16 protein-coding genes are annotated in these 22,438 nt (G+C 61.8%); 11 read left to right on the forward strand and 5 right to left on the reverse strand.

Translation table 11 applies throughout. From position 1 onward, the window contains the following. The first annotated feature begins 36 nt into the window (after nucleotides 1-36). Entirely contained in the window at nucleotides 37-1,401 is a 1,365-nt protein-coding gene (locus tag AC0J41_RS09640) for an APC family permease (protein ID WP_473015326.1), read from the forward strand. On the opposite strand, the gene AC0J41_RS09645 is transcribed toward AC0J41_RS09640, so the two are convergent. The 3 genes from AC0J41_RS09645 to AC0J41_RS09655 all read right to left on the reverse strand — a co-directional run bounded on the left by AC0J41_RS09645 (nucleotide 1,398) and on the right by AC0J41_RS09655 (nucleotide 5,275). After that, nucleotides 1,398-1,859, reverse strand: coding sequence for a DUF3574 domain-containing protein (locus AC0J41_RS09645; protein ID WP_473015327.1), 462 nt, complete (start codon nucleotides 1,857-1,859; stop codon nucleotides 1,398-1,400). The genes AC0J41_RS09640 and AC0J41_RS09645 overlap by 4 nt on opposite strands. Nucleotides 1,860-2,839: 980 nt before the next feature. After that, nucleotides 2,840-4,315: a hypothetical protein gene (locus AC0J41_RS09650; protein WP_473015328.1), complete on the reverse strand. Its 1,476-nt coding sequence runs from the start codon at nucleotides 4,313-4,315 to the stop codon at nucleotides 2,840-2,842. Nucleotides 4,316-4,363: 48 nt separating this feature from the next. After that, complete coding sequence (locus AC0J41_RS09655; RefSeq protein WP_473015329.1) at nucleotides 4,364-5,275, reverse strand: cupin domain-containing protein; 912 nt, start codon at nucleotides 5,273-5,275, stop codon at nucleotides 4,364-4,366. A 103-nt stretch (nucleotides 5,276-5,378) separates the two neighbouring features. On the opposite strand from AC0J41_RS09655, the gene AC0J41_RS09660 reads away from it, so the two are divergent. The 5 genes from AC0J41_RS09660 to AC0J41_RS09680 all read left to right on the forward strand — a co-directional run bounded on the left by AC0J41_RS09660 (nucleotide 5,379) and on the right by AC0J41_RS09680 (nucleotide 9,827). Continuing rightward, complete coding sequence (locus AC0J41_RS09660) at nucleotides 5,379-5,924, forward strand: carboxymuconolactone decarboxylase family protein (protein WP_473015330.1); 546 nt, start codon at nucleotides 5,379-5,381, stop codon at nucleotides 5,922-5,924. Between the two features lie 64 nt (nucleotides 5,925-5,988). Then, nucleotides 5,989-7,059, forward strand: a complete 1,071-nt coding sequence (locus AC0J41_RS09665; protein ID WP_473015331.1) for an acyl-CoA dehydrogenase family protein — start codon at nucleotides 5,989-5,991, stop codon at nucleotides 7,057-7,059. Continuing rightward, nucleotides 7,056-7,898, forward strand: a complete 843-nt coding sequence (locus AC0J41_RS09670; protein WP_025112363.1) for an ABC transporter ATP-binding protein — start codon at nucleotides 7,056-7,058, stop codon at nucleotides 7,896-7,898. The genes AC0J41_RS09665 and AC0J41_RS09670 overlap by 4 nt, the downstream gene beginning before the upstream one ends. Next, complete coding sequence (locus AC0J41_RS09675; RefSeq protein WP_473015332.1) at nucleotides 7,864-9,063, forward strand: ABC transporter substrate-binding protein; 1,200 nt, start codon at nucleotides 7,864-7,866, stop codon at nucleotides 9,061-9,063. Before AC0J41_RS09670 ends, AC0J41_RS09675 begins: the two co-directional genes overlap by 35 nt. Beyond that, nucleotides 9,063-9,827 carry an ABC transporter permease gene (locus tag AC0J41_RS09680; protein WP_473015334.1) on the forward strand — a complete coding sequence of 255 codons (765 nt, stop codon included), beginning with the start codon at nucleotides 9,063-9,065 and terminating at the stop codon, nucleotides 9,825-9,827. Before AC0J41_RS09675 ends, AC0J41_RS09680 begins: the two co-directional genes overlap by 1 nt. 143 nt (nucleotides 9,828-9,970) lie before the next feature. Here the strand turns inward: AC0J41_RS09680 and AC0J41_RS09685 are convergent, their stop codons facing one another. Next, nucleotides 9,971-10,801 (reverse strand): alpha/beta fold hydrolase, encoded by an 831-nt coding sequence (locus tag AC0J41_RS09685; RefSeq protein WP_025111490.1) that lies wholly within the window; start codon nucleotides 10,799-10,801, stop codon nucleotides 9,971-9,973. Between the two features lie 252 nt (nucleotides 10,802-11,053). Between AC0J41_RS09685 and AC0J41_RS09690 the strand changes: the two genes are divergently transcribed. The 4 genes from AC0J41_RS09690 to AC0J41_RS09705 all read left to right on the forward strand — a co-directional run bounded on the left by AC0J41_RS09690 (nucleotide 11,054) and on the right by AC0J41_RS09705 (nucleotide 15,308). After that, nucleotides 11,054-11,509, forward strand: a complete 456-nt coding sequence (locus AC0J41_RS09690; protein ID WP_025111491.1) for a (2Fe-2S)-binding protein — start codon at nucleotides 11,054-11,056, stop codon at nucleotides 11,507-11,509. A gap of 14 nt (nucleotides 11,510-11,523) precedes the next feature. Then, the gene (locus AC0J41_RS09695) at nucleotides 11,524-13,686 is read left to right on the forward strand and encodes a xanthine dehydrogenase family protein molybdopterin-binding subunit (protein WP_473015335.1); all 2,163 of its coding nucleotides are present in this window, start codon (nucleotides 11,524-11,526) and stop codon (nucleotides 13,684-13,686) included. A 1-nt stretch (nucleotide 13,687) separates the two neighbouring features. Continuing rightward, on the forward strand, nucleotides 13,688-14,266 hold the full coding sequence (locus AC0J41_RS09700; RefSeq protein WP_473015336.1) for a hypothetical protein: 579 nt from the start codon (nucleotides 13,688-13,690) through the stop codon (nucleotides 14,264-14,266). Between the two features lie 76 nt (nucleotides 14,267-14,342). Further along, nucleotides 14,343-15,308 carry a GGDEF domain-containing protein gene (locus tag AC0J41_RS09705; RefSeq protein WP_025111494.1) on the forward strand — a complete coding sequence of 322 codons (966 nt, stop codon included), beginning with the start codon at nucleotides 14,343-14,345 and terminating at the stop codon, nucleotides 15,306-15,308. 426 nt (nucleotides 15,309-15,734) lie between these two features. Here AC0J41_RS09705 and AC0J41_RS09710 read toward each other — a convergent pair whose 3' ends face one another. After that, entirely contained in the window at nucleotides 15,735-17,543 is a 1,809-nt protein-coding gene (locus AC0J41_RS09710; protein ID WP_473015337.1) for a monovalent cation:proton antiporter-2 (CPA2) family protein, read from the reverse strand. 1,203 nt (nucleotides 17,544-18,746) lie between these two features. Between AC0J41_RS09710 and AC0J41_RS09715 the strand changes: the two genes are divergently transcribed. Further along, a complete protein-coding gene (locus tag AC0J41_RS09715; RefSeq protein ID WP_473015338.1) occupies nucleotides 18,747-22,394 on the forward strand; it encodes an indolepyruvate ferredoxin oxidoreductase family protein in 3,648 nt (1,215 codons plus the stop codon). The last annotated feature ends 44 nt before the right edge of the window (nucleotides 22,395-22,438 follow it).

Raw genomic sequence — 22,438 nt, forward strand, 5'->3', positions numbered from 1 at the left:
ACCGCCACGGACGGCGGATCTTCTGCAGGACTGTTTATGAGCCACTCGAACGGCCCCAAGCGCCATTTGCCGGTGTTGCAGGCGTTGCTGATCACGCTGGGCATGGTGATCACTACCGACATCCTCAAGACTGCGCCGACCGTGGCACTGAACGTCGGGCCTTCCTGTTTTTACTGGGTCTGGGTCCTCGGCGGTCTGGCGTCGATGGCCGGAGCCTTGTGCTTCGCCGAAATGGCCACGGCCTTTCCGCATCCGGGTGGCGACTATCACTTTCTGCGCACCGCCTATGGCGAGCGCATGGGGCTCCTGTTCGCCTGGTCGCGTTTTTCGGTGATGCACACCGGGTGGATTGCCTTGTCGGCGTTCATGTTTGCCGATTACTTCAACGCCGTGGTGCCGCTCGGTCGATACGGCCCGGGACTGTTTGCCGGTGGAATAATAGCGGCGCTGGTGCTGCTCAATCTCACCGGCAAACACATCGGGTTCATCACTCAGACCTTGCTGGTGGGCTTGTTGGCCCTGGGCTTTTTGAGCATTGCCAGCGCAGGTGTGTGGCTGGCGTGGCAGGGGAACGAAGCAGCGGCTCCGAGCGTATCGGTCACGCCGGAAAACACTGGCATGGCCGGGTTCTCGGCGGCGATGATTTTCGTGTTTCTCGCATTCGGCGGCTGGAGCGATGCGGCAACGTTGTCGGCGGAAGTGCGCGACGGTCAACGCGGCATATTCATTGCGATGCTCGGCGCACTGACGGTGCTGATGGCGATCTACCTGGCGCTGAACTGGGCGTTTGTCCAAGGCCTGGGTTTTGCCGGACTGGCCGCGAGCAACGCGCCCGCGGTGGAACTGCTGAACCGGGCGTTCGGTGCGCCGGGCGTGCTGTTGATTCTGCTGATGGTCGGTATCGCGGCCATCGCCACTATCAATTCGACCTTGCTGGTCGGCGCCCGCACCACCTACGCCGCCGCCCGCGATGTACCGCAATTGCGCCGCTTCGGCGAGTGGAATGAACGCGACGGCGTGCCGCGCAAGGCTTTGCTGGCGGAGGGCGCGGTCGCGTTGTTGCTGGTGCTGTTCGGCAGTTTCACCCAGAGCGGTTTCAACACCATGGTCGAGTACCTGACACCGGTGTACTGGCTGTTTCTCAGCTTGAGCAGCCTGGCCTTGATCATTTTGCGGCGGCGCTTTCCCGAGGTGCCGCGGCCGGTTCGGGTGCCGTTGTATCCGCTGTTGCCGCTGCTGTTTTTCGGTCTGTGCCTGTACATGCTCTATTCGAGCGTGACAGTGGTGGGCTGGGGCGCGTTTCTGGGGATTGGCGTGTTGCTGGTGGGCGCGTTGCTGCTGGCGGGATTGAGCCGCCTGGCGTCGACGCCTCGGCAAGCTCTTGGACCTGTCGCTGATTAAAACGAAACGTGCGCCGGTTGCGACAGGCGCAATACCGACAAGTCTCCGGTGATGCGTTTGTACGCCAGCCGAATCGCCTCGATGTTGCCGTCATTCTGCGGATTGTTCTCGTGCAAAATCACGATGACCTTGGTGCTCAGGCGCTCAGGCTCCTTTGCCCCATGATCGCGCCACTGTCCGTAGGCATCGAAGACGGTGAATCCGTCGGGAAATCTGGAGGTGACTTCCTTATCGAGAAACTCGCGCCAGCGCGCGGGGCTGACCGCACCTTCCTTGCCATCCACCGTGCCCACCGAGAAGTACAACTCGGTGCGAATCCACTGTGCCTGCGCCGGACGCGTGGCGTCGCCTTGCAGGGTCGAACTGGCGGGGTCTTTGGTGTGCACGGAAACCGCAGGAGGACTGGCGCACCCGGCGACAGCGACGAACAGCGCAGCCAATAACAGGCGTCTTTGCATGGAACATCCCTTTTGATGAGTTGAGTGCCGACGCGCAATTATAGAAGGCGAGGTTAATAGCGATAAAAGATTAAAAAATGGTTCTGTGTTCTATTTCTGGAATAAGAAAAGTCATCTGTCCGGGGCTTGAACGATACCTTGTACCAGAATCGCGGCTTCCAAACGATTCACTGCGAACACAAGTCTGGCGACCGATACGAACACTGTGGGAGCGAGCCTGCTCGCGAAAGCGCCGGGTCAGTCAAGGCGATGCCGGAGGTGCCGACGCCTTCGCGAGCAGGCTCGCTCCCACGGGTTTTGTGGCATGCCCAAATCCGCTGATCGACACGAACACTGTGGTAGCGGGCTTGCTCGCGAAAGCGCCGGGTCAGTCGACACGATGCCGCATGTGCCGACGCCTTCGCGAGCAAGCCCGGCTCCCACAGGTCTCGCAGCGTGCCCCAATCCGCTGATCGACACGGACACTGTGGGAGCGAGCCTGCTCGCGAAAGCGCAGAGTCAGTCAACACGATGCCGGATGTGCCGACGCCTTCGCGGGCAAGCCCAGCTCCCACAGGTCTCGCAGCGTGCACAAATCCGCTGATCGACACGAACACTGTGGGAGCGGGCTTGCTCGCGAAAGCGCCGGGTCAGTCGATGCGATGCCGGATGTGCCGACGCCTTCGCGAGCAAGCCCGGCTCCCACAGGTCTCGCAGCATGCACAAATCCGCTGATCGACACGAACACTGTGGGAGCGGGCTTGCTCGCGAAAGCGCCGGGTCAGTCGACACGATGCCGGATGTGCCGACGCCTTCGCGAGCAGGCTCGCTCCCACGGGTTTTGTGGCATGCCCAAATCCGCTGATCGACACGAACACTGTGGGAGCGAGCCTGCTCGCGAAAGCGCCGGGTCAGTCAAGGCGATGCCGGATGTGCCGACGCCTTCGCGGGCAAGTCGGCTTCCACGGGTTTCGCAACAGCTTTCTCGCTGCAGTGACGCCTCACTCCGCCGCTTCGATCTTGTACTGACCATAGCCATATGCACTTCCGGCATCGACCGGGACAAATAACCCGTAGGTTTGCAGATAGGCGTAGGTGGCGCTGTCCTGGCCCTTGTCTTTGCGTGCGCAGGTGATGACCTTGGCGGTGCCGCTCAACGATGGATAGAACTCACTGGCAGGTTTGTGCGACTCCACCTGGCAGTCAAATCTGGAGTCCTCCGGTTCAGGCGCTTTTTGATATCGGGCGGAGGCGCGTTGCACGGTATAGGCCAGGTGGCTGCCGACCGGCATGTTCGTCCAGTCACCTTCGAATCGGAGATCGGTGATGGCGTTTTTTCTGACCCTGACTCCGTAATGGTCCTTGGTGTAGTCAATGCTGGCCAGCTCGGTCAGCCCGCGAAAGCTGACGTTGACCACTTGGCGCGTGTTGCCATCGTAGCGCTCCATAAACTGCTTGCCAGGCTGGTAGGGCAGATAGCGAGTGTCACGCCCGGGGTTGCGTAGCCTGTCCTTGAGGATCGACAGATCCAGTTGTTCTGCGATCTTTTGTTCGTGTGCTTCGTTAAAGCTCTTATAGGAAAGGCGCAGATGCTCGATGCTTTTTTCCGGCGCCGGCAATTTCAACGCATCGATGGACTTCACAACCGAGGCTGGCAGTTGCGGATCCGGCAATACGAAGGCAGTTTGCGTCCGGCCCGGGAAAGGCTTGTATTGATCCAGCGCCTGCTGCGTACCGCAGGCCAGCGTCAGCAACTGGCGCTCATCGGCATCCGGGTTTTGCAACACGGCGGGTTGCTGGACCATCGCGCCGCCGATCACGCGGTTGTCCCTGTCCAGATAAAACGTGCTGAGCGAGGTCAATCGCTGCTGAGCGCAGTCGGCACTCCAGCGTTGCCGGACTTGCGCGTACAGGTCTTTATCCGACGGCATCAACGCCTCGGCAGCGGGAACCCGGGCAGACCAGAACAACGTCTGGCCGTCCTTTTGAATCAGGCTGGCGCGATCCAGCAACTGCCAGTCCTGCTGTTCGGGCGCGGCAATGACACGCCATTGAGGTACGGGCGTCTGGGCGCACACCTGCTTGAGTTGGGCGCTCTGCAAAAACAGTTGTTTCTCTGCGCCAGGCATTTGTCTGCCTTCCGCCGTTGCACTTTTTCGATCGACCGCCAAGCGCAGCATTCCACCCGTGGTCAGGTGAGCCATTTGCGCGTCTGGCAGGTGGCAGTTGGCATCGAAGCGCACAAGATGGCGGATGTTGCGGCCGTTGAGTTCCATCACCACGTAGGTGACGTAGTCTCCCTCACGCACGATCGAATGTGATTCCGGTTGAAGGGCCAGGGCTGCGCTGAGTTCTTCACGGCCCATTGCGTCGAGGTCGGCCGAGGTCTGTTTCTTCGCAGGGCTTTGGCAGGCGGCGAGCGCCACGGCCAGAGTAACTAACGACAAGCAATTGAAGCGCCGAATCAAGGCATCCATGCGGGGACACGCCATCAAGAAAAAAAGTGATGGCATATTAACATGCGCTCAGCGCCCCTCATGCTGCTTGCGATAGGCCCCCGGTTGCACGCCCACCGACTTGGCGAACGCCCGGGTAAACGCGGCAATCGACTGATACCCCACCGCCGCACACACATGCTCCACCGTGTGGTTGGCGCGCAGTAACTGGCAGGCGTGGCGGATGCGCAGCGCCAGCAGCACTTGCCCTGGTGATTGCCCGGCGAGTTCGTTGAAGCGTTTGAAGAACGCCGAGCGCGACAGGCCGATGCGCGCCGCCATGCTTTCCAGTGACCACGGCAATTGCGGCTGCTCGATCAACTGATCCAGCAGCGGCGCGAACTGCGGATTGCGTGCCAGTGCCACGAGACCGCCGAGGCGCTGGTTGTCGGCCATTTGCTGACGCAGCACGTAAAGAAACAGCAGATGACTCAAGCGCTCCAGCAGGGCCGAGGAGGGGGCAGGCAGGCGTTCGCACTCGTGCAGGATCAACTCGAACAAGGCCCGCGCCGCACTCGAGCTCGGGTCGCCTGCGCGCAGGATGATCCAGTCCGGCAAGCCTTCGATGATCAGCGATGACAACCCGGACTTGAAGTGAAAGAAGCCGCAGACCAGCCCGACACCGTCCTGCGCCTGACTGTCGAGCGCGGTCATGGCCACGCGCGGCAACGTGTGGGCGATGGCCGGATTTTCGGCGTTGGAGAGCCGGTAGTTGAGGTCGCGCAGCAGGAATACCGCATCGCCGCTGTCCAGGCGCAGGGCCACTGGATGACCTTCGATGTGCAGCCAGCAATGGCCCTGCACGATCAGATGGAAACTTGCGCGCGCCAGCCCATGAGTGCTCGCGTGCCACGCACCGCAGTAGCGGCCGACGTGGAACAGGCGGGCGTCGAGTTCGAGGCTTTCTAATAACCAATCAACCAGTGGGCTGGACGAAATCATCTAATGGAAACACTCAGGAGCAAGTAATCGCTACTTTAGAATATGGATCGGAATTTTTATAACTAACAGACTTGCCGGACACTCATCAGCAGGAGTCTCCACCATGTCGCGAGTTACCTTACACACCGTGCAAAGCGCACCCGAAGCGGCCAGGCCGTTCCTCGAAAATGCGCAGAAGAACTCCGGGTTCATCCCCAACCTGCTGGCCGTATTGGCTAACGCCCCAGCCGCGCTGGAAACCTACGTTACGGTATCGGTGCTCAATGGCAAAGCCGAACTCAGCCTCGCCGAGCGCGAAGTGGTGCAACTGATTGCCGCGACCAACCATGGTTGCGATTTCTGTGTCGCAGGTCATACCGCCGTCGCGCTGAATAAGGCCAAACTGCCGCCGGAGGTGGTCAGTGCGCTGCGTGAGAAAGCCACCGTGCCCGTGGAAAAACTGGAAACCCTGGCCGCGTTCGCCCGTGAAGTGATTGCCACCCGGGGCAAGGTCAGTGATCAGACCTTCAATGAGTTCAAGGCCGCCGGCTACACCGAAGGCAACGCGCTGGAAGTGATCCTCGGTGTCAGCCTCGCGACCCTGTGCAACTTCGCCAACGTGTTTGCCGACACGCCGCTCAACCCTGAGCTGGCCCCGTATCGCGCGTGATCGGCGAGCGCTTCAGGCTGCATCGTCTATGGTTGATGCGGCTGCGTACAAGGAGAGAAACGACATGCTCAATCCGGCATTGATTGAATGGCTGGAACACAACGCCCAGGCCCTGGATACGGGCGACGGCGATTCGCAGCAGGTGCTGACGCAGCTGGCACAGGCCGGGGTGCTGCGCGTCGGCATCGCCCCGGCGCTAGGCGGCAGCGGGGGGCACGTCAGCGACGCCGTGGAAACCCTGGCCGCCGTTGCCAGCCATTCATTGGCGGCGGCGTTCGTGTTCTGGGGCCAGCGCGCCTTTATCGAATACCTGCTGCACAGCCCCAACACCGTGCTGCGCGACAGACTGCTGCCGTCGTTGCTCAGCGGCGAACTCGCTGGGGCGACCGGTTTGTCCAACGCGATGAAGTTCCTGTCCGGCATCGAAGCGCTGCAAGTGCGCGCGGCCAGTGCCACCGACGGCTGGACCTTGAACGGGCGTCTGCACTGGGTGACCAACCTGCGTCAAAGCGGTTTTGTAGTGGCCGCAGCGATCGAGCACGTAGAGGGCGGTTCGCCGTTCGTGCTGGCGATCGCGGATGACGCTGGCGGCGTGCAACGTTCGGCCGATCTGCAATTGATGGGACTGCAATCGAGTAACACCGCGGCCATCGATTTCACCCAGGTGACGGTCGCTCGCGAATGGTTGTTGCATGAGGATGCGCGCACGTTTCTGCCAGCGGTGCGTCCGGCGTTTCTCGGCTTGCAGTGCGGCATGGCGATCGGTCTGGCGCGACGTGCGTTGGCCGAGGTCGAAGGGCATTTGCAAGACGGTCGCTCGGTTCTGCTGGAGCCGCTGCATGAGCAACGCGAGCAACTGGCGAAGACCGTTGGCGAGCTCAAGCAAGGCTTGCAGGATGGGCGTTTCCTGACGCATCCGGCGGCCTTGTTCCGGGTTCGCATCGCGTTGGCTGAGTCCGCCGCCAGCGCCGTGCAACTGGAATTGCAGGCCAGCGGTGGCAAGGCTTATCTGACCGCGCACGGCAGTGGTTTCGCCCGGCGTTGGCGTGAGTCGGCGTTCGTGCCGATTGTCACCCCGAGCCTGGTGCAACTGCGCGCCGAATTGCAGCGGCAGAAACGGGAAGCGACGGCATGACTACGCCGTTGCTGGAGGCGCAGGGCATCAGCCTCGGTTACCCTCGGGAGCAGGGCTGGCACACCGTGCTGGAACACTTCGACCTGCAACTGCAGCCCGGCGAAGTGGTGACGATTCTTGGGCCCAGTGGCGTCGGCAAATCCAGTCTGCTGCGGGTGCTGGCCGGTTTGCAGGCGCCGCAGCGGGGCCGCGTGAGCCTGCTTGGCGAGCCGTTGACCGGCGCGCATCCTCGGGTGGCGGTGGCGTTTCAGGACCCGAGCCTGCTGCCGTGGTTGACCCTGGAAAAGAACGTCGCCTTCGGCCTCGATTTCGCCCGGCAGCCGCACCTGACCGCCGAACAACGCAAGGCGCGGATCGACCACGCGATTGCCGCCGTCGGCCTTGAGCACGCACGGTTGCAGCACCCGGCGCAGCTGTCCGGCGGCATGGCCCAGCGCACTGCGTTGGCGCGCTGTCTGGCGCGGCAGCCGCAGGTGCTGTTGCTTGATGAACCGTTCGGCGCGCTGGATGAAATCACCCGTGCCGACATGCAGCAGTTGCTCTTGCAACTGATTGCCGAACACCACACCGCAGCCGTGTTGATCACCCACGATATCGACGAAGCCCTGCTGCTCTCCGAGCGGATCCTGCTACTGGGTAACAGCCCGGCGCACATCCTCGGCGAGTGGCGCATCGACCTGCCTCAGCCGCGTGCCGAGCTGGTCGAGGAACTGGGCGCGCTGCGTATCGACATTCTCAAAACCCTTCGGCGGGCGAGCCGCAATCCTCTTACTCAACCTGTGCCCGCTACGTCGGAGATTGACCATGTGCCTGGACGACTTCACTCACACACGTCGTGACTTCCTCAAACTCAGCGCCTTGCTGACCGCTGGCGGCGCGTTGCCGCTGCTCAACAGCCTGAACGCCCGCGCTGCATCCGAGCCAAACGCGCCGGTGCGCATCGGTTATCTGCCGATCACCGACGCCACGCCGTTGTTGGTCGCGCACAACAATGGCCTGTTCGAGGCCGAAGGCATTCAGGCCGAGCGCCCGGTGCTGTTGCGCAGTTGGGCGCAGGTGATCGAGGCGTTCATTTCCGGGCAGGTCAATGTGATTCACCTGCTGTCGCCAATGACCGTGTGGGCGCGCTACGGCAGCAAGGTGCCGGCCAAGGTCGTGGCGTGGAACCACGTCGGCGGCTCGGGCCTGACCGTGGCGCCGGGCATCACCGAGGTCAAGCAACTGGGCGGGCAGTCGGTGGCGATTCCGTTCTGGTATTCGATCCATAACGTGGTGGTGCAGCAGCTGTTCCGCGACCACGGGCTGGTGCCGGTGAGCAAGCCGGCCAGCGCCGCGCTGGCGCCGAACGAGGTCAACCTGCTGGTGTTGCCGCCGTCGGACATGCCACCAGCCCTGGCCACCAAGCGGATTGCCGGTTACATCGTCGCCGAGCCGTTCAACGCTCTGGCCGAGGAGCTAAAGGTGGGCCGCGTGCAGCGCTTTACCGGCGACGTCTGGCGCAATCACGCCTGCTGCGTGGTGTTCATGCACGAGCAGGACTTGAACAACCGTCCCGAGTGGTCGCAGAAAGTGGTCAACGCGATCGTCAAGGCGCAGGTCTGGACCCGCGACAACCGCACCGAGGCGGCCAAACTGCTGTCCAGGGACGGCGCCAATCGCTACACGCCCCACGCGCAAACGGTGCTCGACCGGGTGTTGGCGCCGGCCGCCAGTGATCGTGAGTTGTACCTGAGCAGCGGGGCGATCCAGCACAGCCATTGGGATGAGCAGCGCATCGACTTCCAGCCGTACCCGTTCCCCAGCTACACCGAGGAGCTGGTCAGGCGCCTGAAGGACACCTTGATCGAAGGCGACAAGGGTTTCCTCGCCAGCCTTGATCCGCAGCAGACCGCCAGGGATCTGGTAGACGATCGCTTCGTGCGGAATGCCATTGCTGCAGTCGGCGGGATGAAGGCATTCGGCTTGCCGGAAAGCTTCGAGCGCAGCGAGGAGTTCAGCCTCTGATGCGTCAGCGATCTTCCTCGACCTTGCACGGCGCGCTGGGTGTTGCCGGGTTGTTGTGCCTGTTGCTGCTGTGGTGGCTGGGCGTGCACCTGCTCGGCGGCAACGACAGCCTGGCGTTGCGTTTTTCCCCGGAAGCCACGCTGGCCAGCCTCGGCGAACTGCTGCTGCGCCCGGAGCTGTACGAGCATGTACTGGTCAGCCTGAAGCGGATTCTGCTCGGCCTGCTGCTGGCGTTGCTGATTGGCGTGCCGCTGGGGCTGATGATCGGCAGCTACCGGCATCTGGAAGCAGCGACCACCCCGGCATTTCAATTTCTGCGGATGATCTCGCCGCTGTCGTGGATGCCGGTGGTGGTGATGCTGATGGGCGTGGGTGATCAGCCGATCTACTTTCTGCTGACCTTTGCTGCGGTGTGGCCGATCCTGCTCAACACCGTGGCTGGCGTGCGCCAACTCGATCCGCGCTGGCTGCAGCTCAGTCGCAGTCTCAGCGCCACCCGTTGGGAAACCCTGCGCAAGGTGATTTTGCCCGGCGTCCTCGGCCATGTGTTGACGGGTGTGCGGTTGTCGATCGGCATTCTGTGGATCGTCCTGGTGCCGTGCGAAATGCTTGGGGTCAGCGCGGGGCTGGGCTATTTCATCCTCGATACGCGGGACCGCCTGGCGTATTCGGAACTGATGGCGATGGTGCTGCTGATCGGTGTGCTGGGCTTCGCCCTGGACGCGTTTGCGCGGTGGCTGCACCGGCGCTGGGCGCCGGCCTGAGCCCATTCGCGAGCAGGCTCGCTCCCACAAGGGATTTCTGCCAGCCATCGATCCTGTGGTTAGCAGGTACCCCCTGTGGGAGCGGGCTTGCTCGCGAAAGCGGTGGTTCGGTTGGCCCCGATGTTGTGTGAAGGCCACTTATTTCAACCGCGTATAAATGCCAGCAGATCCGCGTTGATCGTTGCCGCCTCTGTCGTCGGCATCCCGTGCGGAAAGCCCGGGTATGACTTCAGTGTGCCATTTGGCAGCAGTTTCGCCGACAAAGGCCCCGAATTCGCATACGGCACGATCTGGTCATCCTCACCATGCATGACCAGCACCGGCACGGTGACTTTCTTCAGGTCTTCGGTGAAATCGGTCTGCGAGAAGGCGACGATGCCGTCGTAGTGCGCCTTGGCCCCGCCGATCATGCCTTGGCGCCACCAGTTGCCGATGATCCCTTCCGAAGGCTTGGCGCCGGGCCGGTTGTAGCCATAGAAAGGACCGCTCGGAATGTCTCGATAAAACTGCGCCCGATTCCCCGCCAGTTGCGCCTGAAAATCATCGAACACCGATTTCGGCAGCCCGCCGGGATTGTTCTCGGTCTTGACCATCAACGGCGGCACGGCGCTGATCAACACACCTTTGGCGACGTTGTCCTGCCCATGCCGGGCGATGTAATGGATCACCTCGCCGCCACCGGTGGAGTGGCCGACATGCACGACGTTCTTCAGCCCCAGGTGTTTGACCACGGCCAGGGCGTCGTCAGCATAGTGGTCCATGTCGTGGCCGTCCCACACCTGGCTCGAGCGGCCGTGGCCCCGGCGATCATGGGCGATCACCCGAAAACCTTGCCCGAGAAAGAACAGCATTTGCGCATCCCAATCGTCCGAGCTGAGCGGCCAGCCGTGGTGGAAGTGAATCACCGGCGCGTCTTTCGGGCCCCAGTCCTTGTAGAAAATATCGACCCCGTCGTTGGTGGTGACAAATCCCATGTTCGCGACTCCTGAGCAATGTGATGAATTAGCGCGCACGCTGCAGACCGGTCGTGATGGCTCGGGTGAGCGCCGTTATCAGCCGTAGGATTAAAGTCGACATTTTTGCGTTGAGGCATGACCGGTGGTCGCAACGTCTGGCTTGCGGCGCAAATTAGGCTTTGCTGAAAGGGATAAGCCGAGGCGCGCACAGGCTTTGCCGGCTGTAGCGACGCCCCCTTCAGAACACCGTGAGTCTGAGGAAATCCCCCGATGCTGACCTTGAATATCAATGGCAAGGATCAGGAACTCGATGTGCCGGCCGACATGCCGCTGCTCTGGGTCCTGCGTGATGTGGCGCACCTGACCGGTACCAAATTCGGTTGTGGCATGGCGCAGTGCGGTGCCTGCACCGTGCACGTCGATGGGGCGCCGTTGCGCGCCTGCATCACGCCCGCCACCGCGGTGGCCAACGGCCAGAAAATCCTCACCATCGAAGGCCTGTCCACGGACGGCTCGCACCCGGTGCAACAAGCCTGGGCCGAACTGGACGTGGTGCAGTGCGGTTACTGCCAGTCCGGGCAGATCATGTCGGCCGCCGCGCTGCTGGCGAAAATCCCCAAGCCCACCGACAGCGATATCGATCAGGCGCTCTCCGGCAACATCTGCCGCTGCGGCACCTATCCGCGAATCCGCGCGGCGGTGAAACGTGCGGCCGAGATTGGCTGATTGGGAGGTAGACGATGAACAGTCCTGTATCGCGTCGCGGCTTTCTCAAGGGCAGTGCCGTGCTGGGTGGCGGTCTGGTGGTGGCGTTTGTCGTGCCCGGTGCCCATCGGTTTGCCCGGGCGGCGGAGAATGAAGGCAAGGTCTTTGCGCCGAATGCGTTTTTACGGATAGCCGCGGACAACAGCGTGACGGTTCTGCTCGGGCATTCGGAAATGGGCCAGGGCATCTGGACCGGCCTGACCATGCTGATTGCCGAAGAGCTGGACGCCGACTGGTCGAAGATCCGCGTCGAACACTCGCCGGCCTCGGCGGCCAATTACGGCATGCCGGCGTTTGGCGGGATGCAGATTACCGGCGGCTCGACCTCGACCTGGATGGAGTTCGACCGTTACCGGCTGGCGGGGGCCACGGCACGGCAGATGCTGGTGGAAGCAGCGGCCAAGCGCTTCAATGTCGCTGCGTCGACGATCCGCACCGAATCGGGCGTGGTGATTGCCGGCGATAAACGCGCGACCTACGGCGAGCTGGCGGACGACGCCGGGCAACTGCCGGTACCGGATCCGAAGTCGATCACGTTCAAGGAGGCCAAGGACTGGAAGGTCATCGGCAAACCGACCAGGCGCCTCGACACCCCTGAGAAAATCACCGGGCGCGCCAAGTTCGGCATGGACGTGCAGTTCGAAGGCTTGATGACCGCGATGGTCGTGCGGGCGCCGGTGTTCGGTGCCACGGTCAAATCCTTTGAGGGCGCCGAGGCGCTGGCAGTGCCTGGCGTGCACAAAGTGGTGCAGGTGCCGACCGGTGTGGCGGTGATCGCCGAGCATTATTGGGCGGCCAAACTGGGCCGCGACGCCTTGAAAGTCGATTGGGACATGGGGCCGCACGCCGACCTCAGCAGCCAGGGCCTGCTCGACAGTTTCCGCAAACTGGCGGCGACGCCGGGCACATCGGCCGCCCAGGCCGGGGACCCCAAGGGTAATTTCGACAAGGCGGCGAAGAAAATCGACGTCGAGTACAGCGTGCCGTATCTGGCCCACGCGCCGATGGAACCCCTCAACTGCACGGTGAAGATCAGCGCCGAGAAGTGCGAGATCTGGACCGGCACGCAATTCCAGACCCTCGACCAGATGATCGCCGGCAAGATCACCGGGCTCAAGCCCGAGCAGGTGGAGATTCACACCGAGTTTCTCGGTGGCGGCTTCGGGCGCCGGGCCAATCCGACGTCGGATTTTGTCGCCGAAGCGGTGCAGGTGGCGAAAGCCGCCGGGGCGCCGGTGAAAACCGTGTGGTCCCGTGAGGATGACATTCGTGGCGGTTATTACCGTTCGATGTTCCTGCATCAGGCGCGCATCGGTCTGGACGGGCAGGGTATGCCGCTGAGCTGGCAGCATGTGCTGGTCGGCCAATCGATCATGACGGGTACGCTGCTGGAAGCGACCATGGTCAAGAACGGCATCGACCCGACCTCGGTCGAAGGCGTGGCCGACAGCCCGTATCTCAAAGGCCTGGCCCATCAGCAGGTGGAGCTGCATTCGCCGCAGACCGGAATCAATGTGTTGTGGTTGCGTTCGGTGGGGCATAGCCACACCGGGTTTGTCATGGAGTCGCTGATCGATGAAATGGCCACGGCGGCGGGCAAGGACCCGGTGGAGTATCGACGAACACTGCTCAAGGATCATCCACGGCATCTGGGCGTGCTGAACCTGGCGGTGGAGAAGGCCAACTGGAGCGCGCCGCTGCCGGACGGGCATGCGTTGGGCGTGGCGGTGCACGAATCGTTCGGCAGTTACGTGGCGCAGGTCGCCGAGGTCTCGCAGGACAACCTGGCGATTCGCGTGCACCGGGTGGTGTGTGCGGTGGACTGCGGGATTGCGGTCAATCCGCAGAGCATCGCGGCGCAGATGGAATCGTGCATCACCTTTGGCCTGGGCATGGCGCTGCACAGCAAACTGACGGTGAAGAACGGCATGGTGGTGCAGTCCAACTATCACGATTATCAGGTGCTGCGGCTCAACGAGATGCCGCTGGTCGAGGTGCATATCGTGCCCAGCAGCGACAAGCCCGGGGGGATCGGCGAGGCCGGTGTCCCGCCAACCGCGCCGGCGGTGGCCAATGCGGTCTTTGCCCTGACCGGGCAACGCCTGCGTGAACTGCCGCTGCAACTGTCGGGGGTGTGAGATGAAACGACATTTGCTGTTGGGCACGGTGATCCTGCTGGGTCTGGGCGGTTACGCCTCGGACCTGTTTGCCGATGACCAGGAAGCGCTCAAGGCGTTCGGCACGGTGCAGAAGGTGTTCCAGAGCCCGCGCTGCCAGAACTGCCACATCCCGGGTGATTCGCCGCTGCAGTTCGACGCCGGCACCCCGCACGCGATGAATGTAGTGCGCGGCATGGACGGCAAGGGCGCCGCCGGTTTGCCTTGCGCCACCTGCCACGCCGAAAGCAACCCGCCGGCCAGTTACGGCCCGCATGCGCCGCCGGGTGCACCGCACTGGAGCCTGCCGCCGGCGGCACACAAAATGGCCTGGATCGGCCTGCCGCCCGACAAGTTATGCGCCATGATCAAGGATCGTTCCAGCAACGGCGACCGTGATTTCGCGGCGCTGATCAAGCACGTCAGCGACGACAAACTGGTGCTGTGGGGCTGGAATCCCGGGGCAGGGCGCACGCCGGTGCCGGTGCCGCATGACATTTTTGTCGAGCAGTTCAAGCTTTGGGCCGATGCCGGTGGCCCATGCCCGGTGGCGGGCGGCTGACCAAAGGTAACAGCGCAGAGGAGTCAAACACCGCATGGTCTACTCTGAAGCGGTAGACCCCTCGATGGAGTAACCCATGCTGGCCCCGGAAAAACCCGCCAACGAACAGGCCCGTGTCGCGACCCTGCGCGGGCTCAATGTGCTCGATAGCGCTCCCGAAGAGCGATTCGATCGGCTGACGCGCCTGGCGCGGCGAGTGTTCGACGTGCCGATTGCCCTGGTCAGCCTCGTGGATACCAATCGGCAGTGGTTCAAGTCGTGCGTGGGGCTGGATGCCAGTGAGACCGGACGCGACGTGTCGTTTTGCGGGCATGCGATTCTGGGGGACCAGATTCTGCACATCAGTGATGCGGCACAGGATGAACGCTTCCACGACAATCCGCTGGTGACCGGTGCGCCGGGCATCCGCTTCTATGCCGGTTGTCCGCTGCAAGTGAGCGATGGCAGCAAACTGGGCACCTTGTGCCTGATCGACACCAAACCCCGGCAACTCGATGACGAGGAGCGTGAACTGCTGCGCGATCTGGCGCGCATGGCCGAGCAAGAGTTGATGGCGGTGCAGATGGCGAGCATGGACGAGTTGACGCTGCTGTCCAACCGCCGCGGCTTCAAGGCCCTTGCCCAACACGGTCTGGACGCCTGCGCGCGCCTGCAGAAACCGGCGACGTTGTTGTTCTTCGATCTCAATGACTTCAAGCAGATCAATGATCTTTACGGGCATGCCGAAGGTGACAGTGCGCTGAAGACATTTGCCGACGTGCTGCGCATTGCCTTTCGCGAGAGCGACGTGGTCGGACGCCTCGGTGGTGACGAGTTCGTGGTGTTGCTGACTGGCTCCAGTCACGTCGAAACCACGGCGATCATGACGCGACTCAAAGACATCCTCGACGAACGCAATGCGATGTTGCAACGCGGCTATGACATTCGTTTCAGTGTTGGCCAGATCGAATACGACCCGCCGCGTCACGACAGCGTCGATCGCCTGCTGGCGGATGCCGACGGAGCGATGTATGCGCACAAGCAGGCGTTGAAGCGGCGCTGATTCGGGCGTCACACCCACAGGATGGGGTTGTGCATGCAGTCTCGGCCACACCTTGGACACTGTGGGACCGGGCTTGCTCGCGAAGGCGTCCGGACAGGCGCAATCGATGTTGAATGTGCCGGCCTCTTCGTGAGCAAGCCCACTCCCACCGTTTTCTCTGGTGTTCACAAAGTCCAGGTACGGCACCGTGTGGGAGCGAGCCTGCTCGCGAATGCAATCTGTCAGTTGCCTGCGTGTTGGCTGACACACCGCGTTCGCGAGCAGGCTCGCTCCCACATTGACCAATGGCATGCCGATCATTTGCGCACGACACCAAACCCTGTGGGAGCGGGCTTGCTCGCGAAAGCAATCTGTCAGTTGCGGCTGTGTTGCCTGACACCGCGCCATCGCAAGCAAACCCGCTCCTGCATTGGATTTGTGTGAAGGTCAGGCCTTGCGCGATTCCTCTTCAAGCTGATCCGACTCGAACAATCGCGCCAGTTCCGCCCGGGCTTCCTGGGCGGTCTGCAGGACTTTTGCAGCGTCATCGTAGATCGCGTGCTGGGCTTCCAGCACCTGTTCGTCGTGGTGCTTGAAGCGTTTGATCCGCGCATCGGCCTGAGCCTGGGTCAGACCAAGCCCTACCAGGGTGCGGCGACTCATTTCCAGGCTGGAGTAATACGTCTCTCGAATCGGCTCGGCGCCGACATCGACCAAACGGTGCACGTGCTGACGGTTACGTGCCCGGGCGATGATTTTCATGTGCGGATACAGCTTGCGCACGATCTCGGCGGTCTTGATGTTGGTCTCCGGATCATCCGTGGCGATGACAAAATATTCCGCCTCGCCAACCTTGGCCGCGTTGAGGATCTCCGGGCGCATCGGGTCGCCGTAGAACACCGGCACCCCGCCGAAGCTGCGCGACAGTTCGATGGTTTCCACCGAGGTGTCCAGCGCCACAAATTTGATGTTCTGCGCACGCAGAATCCGTGCCACGATCTGCCCCATCCGGCCCATGCCGGCGATCACCACACGCGGCGTCTCGGTATCGATTTCGCGGAATTTCTCCGGCACCTCCACCGGCTGCACCTTCGGGCTGACCAGCCGTGCACAGATCAACAGCAACAAGGGCGTCAACGCCATCGACAGGGTGATGGTCAGCACCAGCAGGTCGTACAGGCGCGGTTCGAACAGACCCTGATCGCGACCGATCTTGAACACCACGAAAGCAAATTCACCACCGGCCGCGAGCACAATGCCCAGGCGGATCGCACTGACCTTGTTCAGCCCACCCGCCAGACGCCCGACCACAAACAGCAGCGGCAGCTTCAAACCGATCAGCAACAGCGTCAGTCCCAGCACGGTGATCGGCGCACTGAGCAACAGGCTCAGGTTCGCACCCATGCCGACGCTGATGAAGAACAGCCCCAGCAGCAGGCCTTTGAACGGCTCGATCTGCGCTTCCAGTTCATGGCGATATTCCGAGTCCGCCAGCAGCAGGCCGGCGAGGAATGCGCCGAGCGCCATCGACACACCGACCAGATCCATCAGCCACGCCGTGCCGATCACCACCAGCAATGCGGTGGCGGTGGAGACTTCAGGCAGACCGGTTTTCGCCACCACGCGAAACACCGGACGCAACAGATAACGCCCGCCGACCACCACCACAGCAATCCCGCCGAGCACCTGCAAACCGTGGTTCAGGCTTGCGGCGTTACTGGTGTCGTGAGCACCGCCGGCGAGCATCGGCACCAGCGCGATCAGCGGGATCGCAGCGATGTCCTGAAACAGCAGAATCGCGAACGCCAGCCGCCCATGGGGGCTGGTCAGCTCCTTGCGCTCGGCCAGGCTTTGCAGGCCGAAAGCCGTGGACGACAACGCCAGGCCCAGGCCGAGCACAATCGCACTGTTGAGCGGTTGCCCGAACACGTACAGCGCCAGCACGCCGATGACCGCAGCAGTCAGCAGCACCTGCGCCAGCCCGACGCCGAACACTGATTTGCGCATCACCCAAAGACGGCGGGGCGACAGTTCCAGGCCGATGATGAACAGCAGCAACACCACGCCCAGTTCCGAGATGTGCGCAACGCTTTGCGGGTTGCCGATCAAGCCGAGCACTGACGGGCCGATGATCACTCCCGCCAACAGGTAACCGAGCACGGCACCCAGTTGCAGGCGCTTGGCCAAGGGTACGGTGAGCACTGCCGCCAACAGAAATACGACAGCGGCTTGTAACAGGTTGCCTTCATGGGGCATGGGTTGTCTCCTGACAGCGGTACGGCGGGGGCGTCAAGGATAAAGGCTGATTCCCAGTCGCACCACAGGCGCTCTTGGCCAGCGTTTGATCGATCAATGTCTTTTTTGTCGCAAGTGCCAGGTGCCGATGATCATCGAAATAACTTCAAAGTTATCGAATTGCCGTCAACGAGTTAAAGTTGGTTTTGCAGTTATATGATTAAGTAAAGTTAGACTTTGGTCTTATGGGTGGCGGGCGCGATATCGCCGAGCCATTGTGTGATGGCTCGATAATCGCTGGCGATGGGCGAAGTTGTGAAAGATAAAGCGCTTGCTGCGGTAAGTCGGAGACTTAGACAGCCGATTCGATAATGTAAAGCTTGCAGTGCCATGTTCTAGATGTGTGCCCGTTGTGATTGCGTGAACCAGATAGTTCATAGTTTGCAAATGACCATTAAATGTTTGTTACAGCGATTGACAAGGTGCACACTCCGAACCTACTATTTTTCCGCCAAGATGCTGGCCGTTTATAACGGCCGTAATAAAGCGGCCAGGATGGTCGCAAAGTTTTCATAAGGAATTGAAACTTGTATCTGGATTCCATTGGATCGGAACCTCTGCGATTTCGGCTCGATCAGCTCGCTTCCTGTTTTGTCCGGGGCGTGACACAAGATCGTGGACAGGCAGAAATCATGGCGCCATTGTCACGTCGCCAAATTCATGACAATCATTTGACCGGGTCCCGAAGAATCGTGGACTCGGCCGGATCGATCATTTCAAAAAACCGAATAGCCCCTGTGCAGCAGCTTGCTCTCCAAGCCGCAGGTGATGCGTTTCCGAACGGTTCATGACGTCGGCAACTTCAGTTGAATCGGATCCCCGCGAGCCGTCACGCGCTTATAACGCCGTCACTCTTTCCGGGGCGAATTCGCCAGTCTGAAGTTGTGCTCGCCGAGGCGAGAATATCCATCTATTTGAAGTAAAGCTTTCACAAGGATTTGAAACTTTGTGCCTGTTTTTCTGCTGCCTGCTTAAAAGGACTGAAATAACTCGATGTGCTCCCGAAAAGTCGCGGAGCCATGCGGGTGCGTCTTTTCGTGCGGCCAATCAGGTACTGGTACTCCCGTATTTCCGTCGTATAGCGGCCGAAAGTTTTGATGCAACCTCTGCTGTAGTGCGCAAAAAAGCACATTTAATGTGAAGTTTTCATAAGGATTTGAAACTGTGTACTTAGATTCCATTGATTCAGAACGTCAACGCCTGCAACCCGACAAACTCGCGAGTACTGAGGCTCAGGCTGCGCTGTCGCGGATCGAGCAGTACGACAGTCGCTCGATGTATTGCCGGGAACACGCGCAGCCCAACGAACGGATCTTTTTGAGCGGTCAGCAGGCGCTGGTGCGGCTGCTGCTGTCCCAGGCCGAACTTGATCGATCCAACGGCATTCGCACGGCGGGGTTTGTCAGCGGTTATCGCGGCTCACCGCTGGGCGGCGTGGACCGCGAGCTGGTCAAGGCCAAGGCGGTTCTGGAAAACGCCAACATCCGCTTTCTACCGGCGATCAACGAAGATCTGGCGGCCACGGCCCTGATCGGCACCCAGCGCGTGGAAACCGACCCGCAACGTCTGTATGACGGCGTGTTCGGCATGTGGTACGGCAAGGGGCCGGGGGTAGATCGCTCGGGCGATGCGATCAAGCACGGCAGCTCCTATGGTTCCTCGCCCAACGGTGGCGTCCTGGTGGTCACGGGTGACGATCACGGTTGCGTGTCGTCGTCGATGTCGCATCAATCCGACCGCACGCTGATCGCCTGGGGCTTGCCGGTGATTCACCCGGCCGGCCTTGGCGACTATGAGCGATGTGGCCTGTGGGGTTGGGCGCTGTCCCGGGTCTCGGGATTGTGGGTGGGGTTCAAGGCCATCACCGAAACTGTCGAGGCGACCACCTCCGTCGAGTCGATCACGCTGCCGACATTCGTCACCCCGGATATCGATCCGGGGCCGGACGGCCTGCATTGGCGCTGGCCGGACCTGCCAGGCATGCAGATCGAACGCCGGACCGCGTTCAAATTCGACGCTGCCCGTGCCTTTGCCCAGGCCAATCCGATCGATACCGCCGTCACCGCGCCAGCCCGGCCAACGCTGGTCATCGCGGCAGTCGGCAAGGCCTACGGCGACGTGCGCCAGGCCTTGCAGCAATGCGGTATCTCCCTCGAACAACTGGAAAACGCCGGCGTCGCGCTGCTCAAGATCAACCTGGTGTATCCGCTGTCGCCGGTGCTGGACGCCTGGACCCAGCGCGCCGGCAAGGTGCTGGTCATCGAGGAGAAGCAGGCGATCGTCGAAGAGCAGCTCAAACAGAAGTACTACAACGCGGCCCACGACCAGCGTGCCGTGATCATCGGCAAGACCGACGAGGATGGCCAGGCGCTGATCTCGGACCACGAAGAGCTGCGACCGTCGCGCATCGCCGCACTGTTGCAGCAGCGCCTGCAAGGCCTGGGCATCGACCTCAGCCTTCCGTATTTCTGGCGTATGCCTGGTATTTCGCGGGCTGGCGACTGGATCCGGCGGACGCCTTATCTGTGTTCCGGCTGCCCGCACAACACCTCGACCCAGGTGCAGAAGGGCAGTGAAGCGCGGCTCGGCATCGGCTGCCACGCAATGGCGGCGCGCATGCCGGAACGCTCGACCACCGGTAGCGTGCAGATGGGCGGGGAAGGGGTCGACTGGCTGGGCCAGGCACCGTTCGTGCAGACGCCGCACATCTTCCAGAACATCGGCGACGGGACCTTTTTCCACTCTGGGTTCCTCGCGGTGCGCCAGGCCATCGCGGCCGGTGCGACCATCACCTACAAACTGCTCTACAACGATGCGGTGGCCATGACCGGTGGTCAGCCTATCGACGGCAAGCTGACGGTGAAAAAAGCCGTTGAGCTGCTCAAGGCCGAAGGCGCGCAGCGCATCGTGGTGGTGGCGGATGACCTGCAGCGCTATCAGGCGCATGACAGTCTGCCCCAGGGCATCGAAGTGTTTCACCGCGAAAGGCTGGAAGAAGTGCAGTTGCAGCTGCGCGACACTCGCGGTGTCAGCGTGCTGATTTTCGATCAGGTCTGCGCTGTTGAAGGGCGCCGCCGCAAGAAGCAATTGCCGGCACCGCTGGTAAAGACTGAAGTGGTGATCAACGAAGCCGTCTGTGAAGGTTGTGGCGACTGCCAGGTCAAATCCAACTGCCTGTCGGTGATCCCGGTGCAAACACCGTTCGGCGCCAAGCGTCGCATCGATCCGCACTCGTGCAACACCGATCTGTCGTGCATCAAGGGCTTTTGCCCGAGCTTCGTGACGGTGACCGGCAAACCACGGCAGCGTCCGCGCAAACTGGCCGACAGCGCCCAGGTGCTGGCGCGGGCCGAAGCGCTGGCGATGCCGCCAGTGCCGCGCTCGCTCGAGCTGCCGTATGAAATGCTGCTGGCGGGTGTTGGCGGTACGGGTGTAGTGACCGTGGCGCGGGCGATTGCCATGGCCGCTCACCTGGATGGGCGTGCAGTCAGCGTGCTTGACTTCACCGGGTTCGCGCAGAAGGGCGGTGCTGTGTTGAGCCATGTGCGCCTGGCCGGCAGTGCCGATGCGCTGCACCAGCACCGCATCGATATCGGCGGGGCCGACCTGCTGCTTGCCGCCGATCTGGTGGTGGCCAGCGAGGACGATGCATTGGTGACGCTGCGGCCAAACAAGACCGTGGTCATTGCCAACAGTGCCATGACCCAGACCGGCGCGATGCTGCGCAATACCCAACTGAATATCGAGACCGACGCGATTCAGGCCTTTTTGAAAGAAAAGGTCGGCGCCGAGCACTTCCACAGCCTCGATGCCGGGGAGTTGGCGAACTCGCTGGTCAGTCCGATGCAAGCCAACATGCTGTTGCTCGGTTATGCCTGGCAGCAGGGCACAGTGCCGGTGTCGCTGGCAGCGTTGAAAAAGGCCATCGACCTGGCCGGCAGCGCCGCCACCAACCATCTGGCTTTTGCCTGGGGCCGGCTGTGGGCGCAGGACGCAGCCTTTGTTGCGCCTTATCTCGATCAACCGGTGGACGCCGTGTCGACGATTGCGATTCGCGACATCAGCGACATGCGTGGTCGCCGCGAAAGTCTCGAGCAGTTGATCAACAACCGCAGCGAGTTCCTGACCCACTACCAGAACGCTGCGTATGCAGCACGTTATCGCAAGGTCATCGCGCAACTGCGGGCGCTGCCGGCAGCCGGTGATGACAGCGCGCTGACTCAGGCGGTGGTACGCAATCTGTTCAAGCTGATGGCCTACAAGGACGAGTACGAAGTCGCGCGGTTGCTCACCACGCGCAGTTTCACCGACTCGCTGAAAGCCCGGTTCGACGGGGGCATTCGCCTGAAATTCCACTTTGCCTTGCCGCTGCTGCGCAAGAACCAAGAGAGCACCGGCGAGCCGAAAAAAATCGCGTTCTCCGGCTGGATCCTGCCGCTGCTGAAGGTCCTGGCCAAGGGCCGCGTGTTGCGCCATACCCGGTTTGATCCGCTGGGTTATTCCGCTGAGCGCCGCGAAGAACGCCGTCTGCTGAGCGATTACGAGCAAACCCTGCAACGCCTGTTGCCGAAATTGAGCTCGGAGAATCTGTCGGCGTTCGTTGCCTGGGCGAGTCTGCCGGATTCGATTCGCGGCTACGGCCACGTCAAGGACCGTTCGATTGCGGCGGCACGTCTGCGCGAGAAAGAACTCATCGAACAGATTCTGGCGGACAAACCGGTCATCCACGGTGTCGAGTCATGGCAGCCATCCGCTGTCATCGCCAGGCAACTGAGTGAAGAAGAGGAACGCGACGTGATGGAAGCCTCGTAACCGAAGGCTGTCGCCAGCCCCGTACAACAAAAAATACAACCACT

It is taken from the genome of Pseudomonas sp. Arb-4-2C (genome assembly GCF_055755015.1).

Coding starts and splice junctions, on each gene's coding strand:
- AC0J41_RS09695 (WP_473015335.1), top strand. CDS start 11,524: ATGAACAGTCCTGTATCGCGTCGCGGCTTTCTCAAGGGCAGTGCCGTG.
- AC0J41_RS09640 (WP_473015326.1), top strand. CDS start 37: ATGAGCCACTCGAACGGCCCCAAGCGCCATTTGCCGGTGTTGCAGGCG.
- AC0J41_RS09670 (WP_025112363.1), top strand. CDS start 7,056: ATGACTACGCCGTTGCTGGAGGCGCAGGGCATCAGCCTCGGTTACCCT.
- AC0J41_RS09655 (WP_473015329.1), bottom strand. CDS start 5,275: ATGATTTCGTCCAGCCCACTGGTTGATTGGTTATTAGAAAGCCTCGAA.
- AC0J41_RS09680 (WP_473015334.1), top strand. CDS start 9,063: ATGCGTCAGCGATCTTCCTCGACCTTGCACGGCGCGCTGGGTGTTGCC.
- AC0J41_RS09645 (WP_473015327.1), bottom strand. CDS start 1,859: ATGCAAAGACGCCTGTTATTGGCTGCGCTGTTCGTCGCTGTCGCCGGG.
- AC0J41_RS09685 (WP_025111490.1), bottom strand. CDS start 10,801: ATGGGATTTGTCACCACCAACGACGGGGTCGATATTTTCTACAAGGAC.
- AC0J41_RS09700 (WP_473015336.1), top strand. CDS start 13,688: ATGAAACGACATTTGCTGTTGGGCACGGTGATCCTGCTGGGTCTGGGC.
- AC0J41_RS09660 (WP_473015330.1), top strand. CDS start 5,379: ATGTCGCGAGTTACCTTACACACCGTGCAAAGCGCACCCGAAGCGGCC.
- AC0J41_RS09690 (WP_025111491.1), top strand. CDS start 11,054: ATGCTGACCTTGAATATCAATGGCAAGGATCAGGAACTCGATGTGCCG.
- AC0J41_RS09665 (WP_473015331.1), top strand. CDS start 5,989: ATGCTCAATCCGGCATTGATTGAATGGCTGGAACACAACGCCCAGGCC.
- AC0J41_RS09675 (WP_473015332.1), top strand. CDS start 7,864: ATGTGCCTGGACGACTTCACTCACACACGTCGTGACTTCCTCAAACTC.
- AC0J41_RS09710 (WP_473015337.1), bottom strand. CDS start 17,543: ATGCCCCATGAAGGCAACCTGTTACAAGCCGCTGTCGTATTTCTGTTG.
- AC0J41_RS09705 (WP_025111494.1), top strand. CDS start 14,343: ATGCTGGCCCCGGAAAAACCCGCCAACGAACAGGCCCGTGTCGCGACC.
- AC0J41_RS09650 (WP_473015328.1), bottom strand. CDS start 4,315: ATGGATGCCTTGATTCGGCGCTTCAATTGCTTGTCGTTAGTTACTCTG.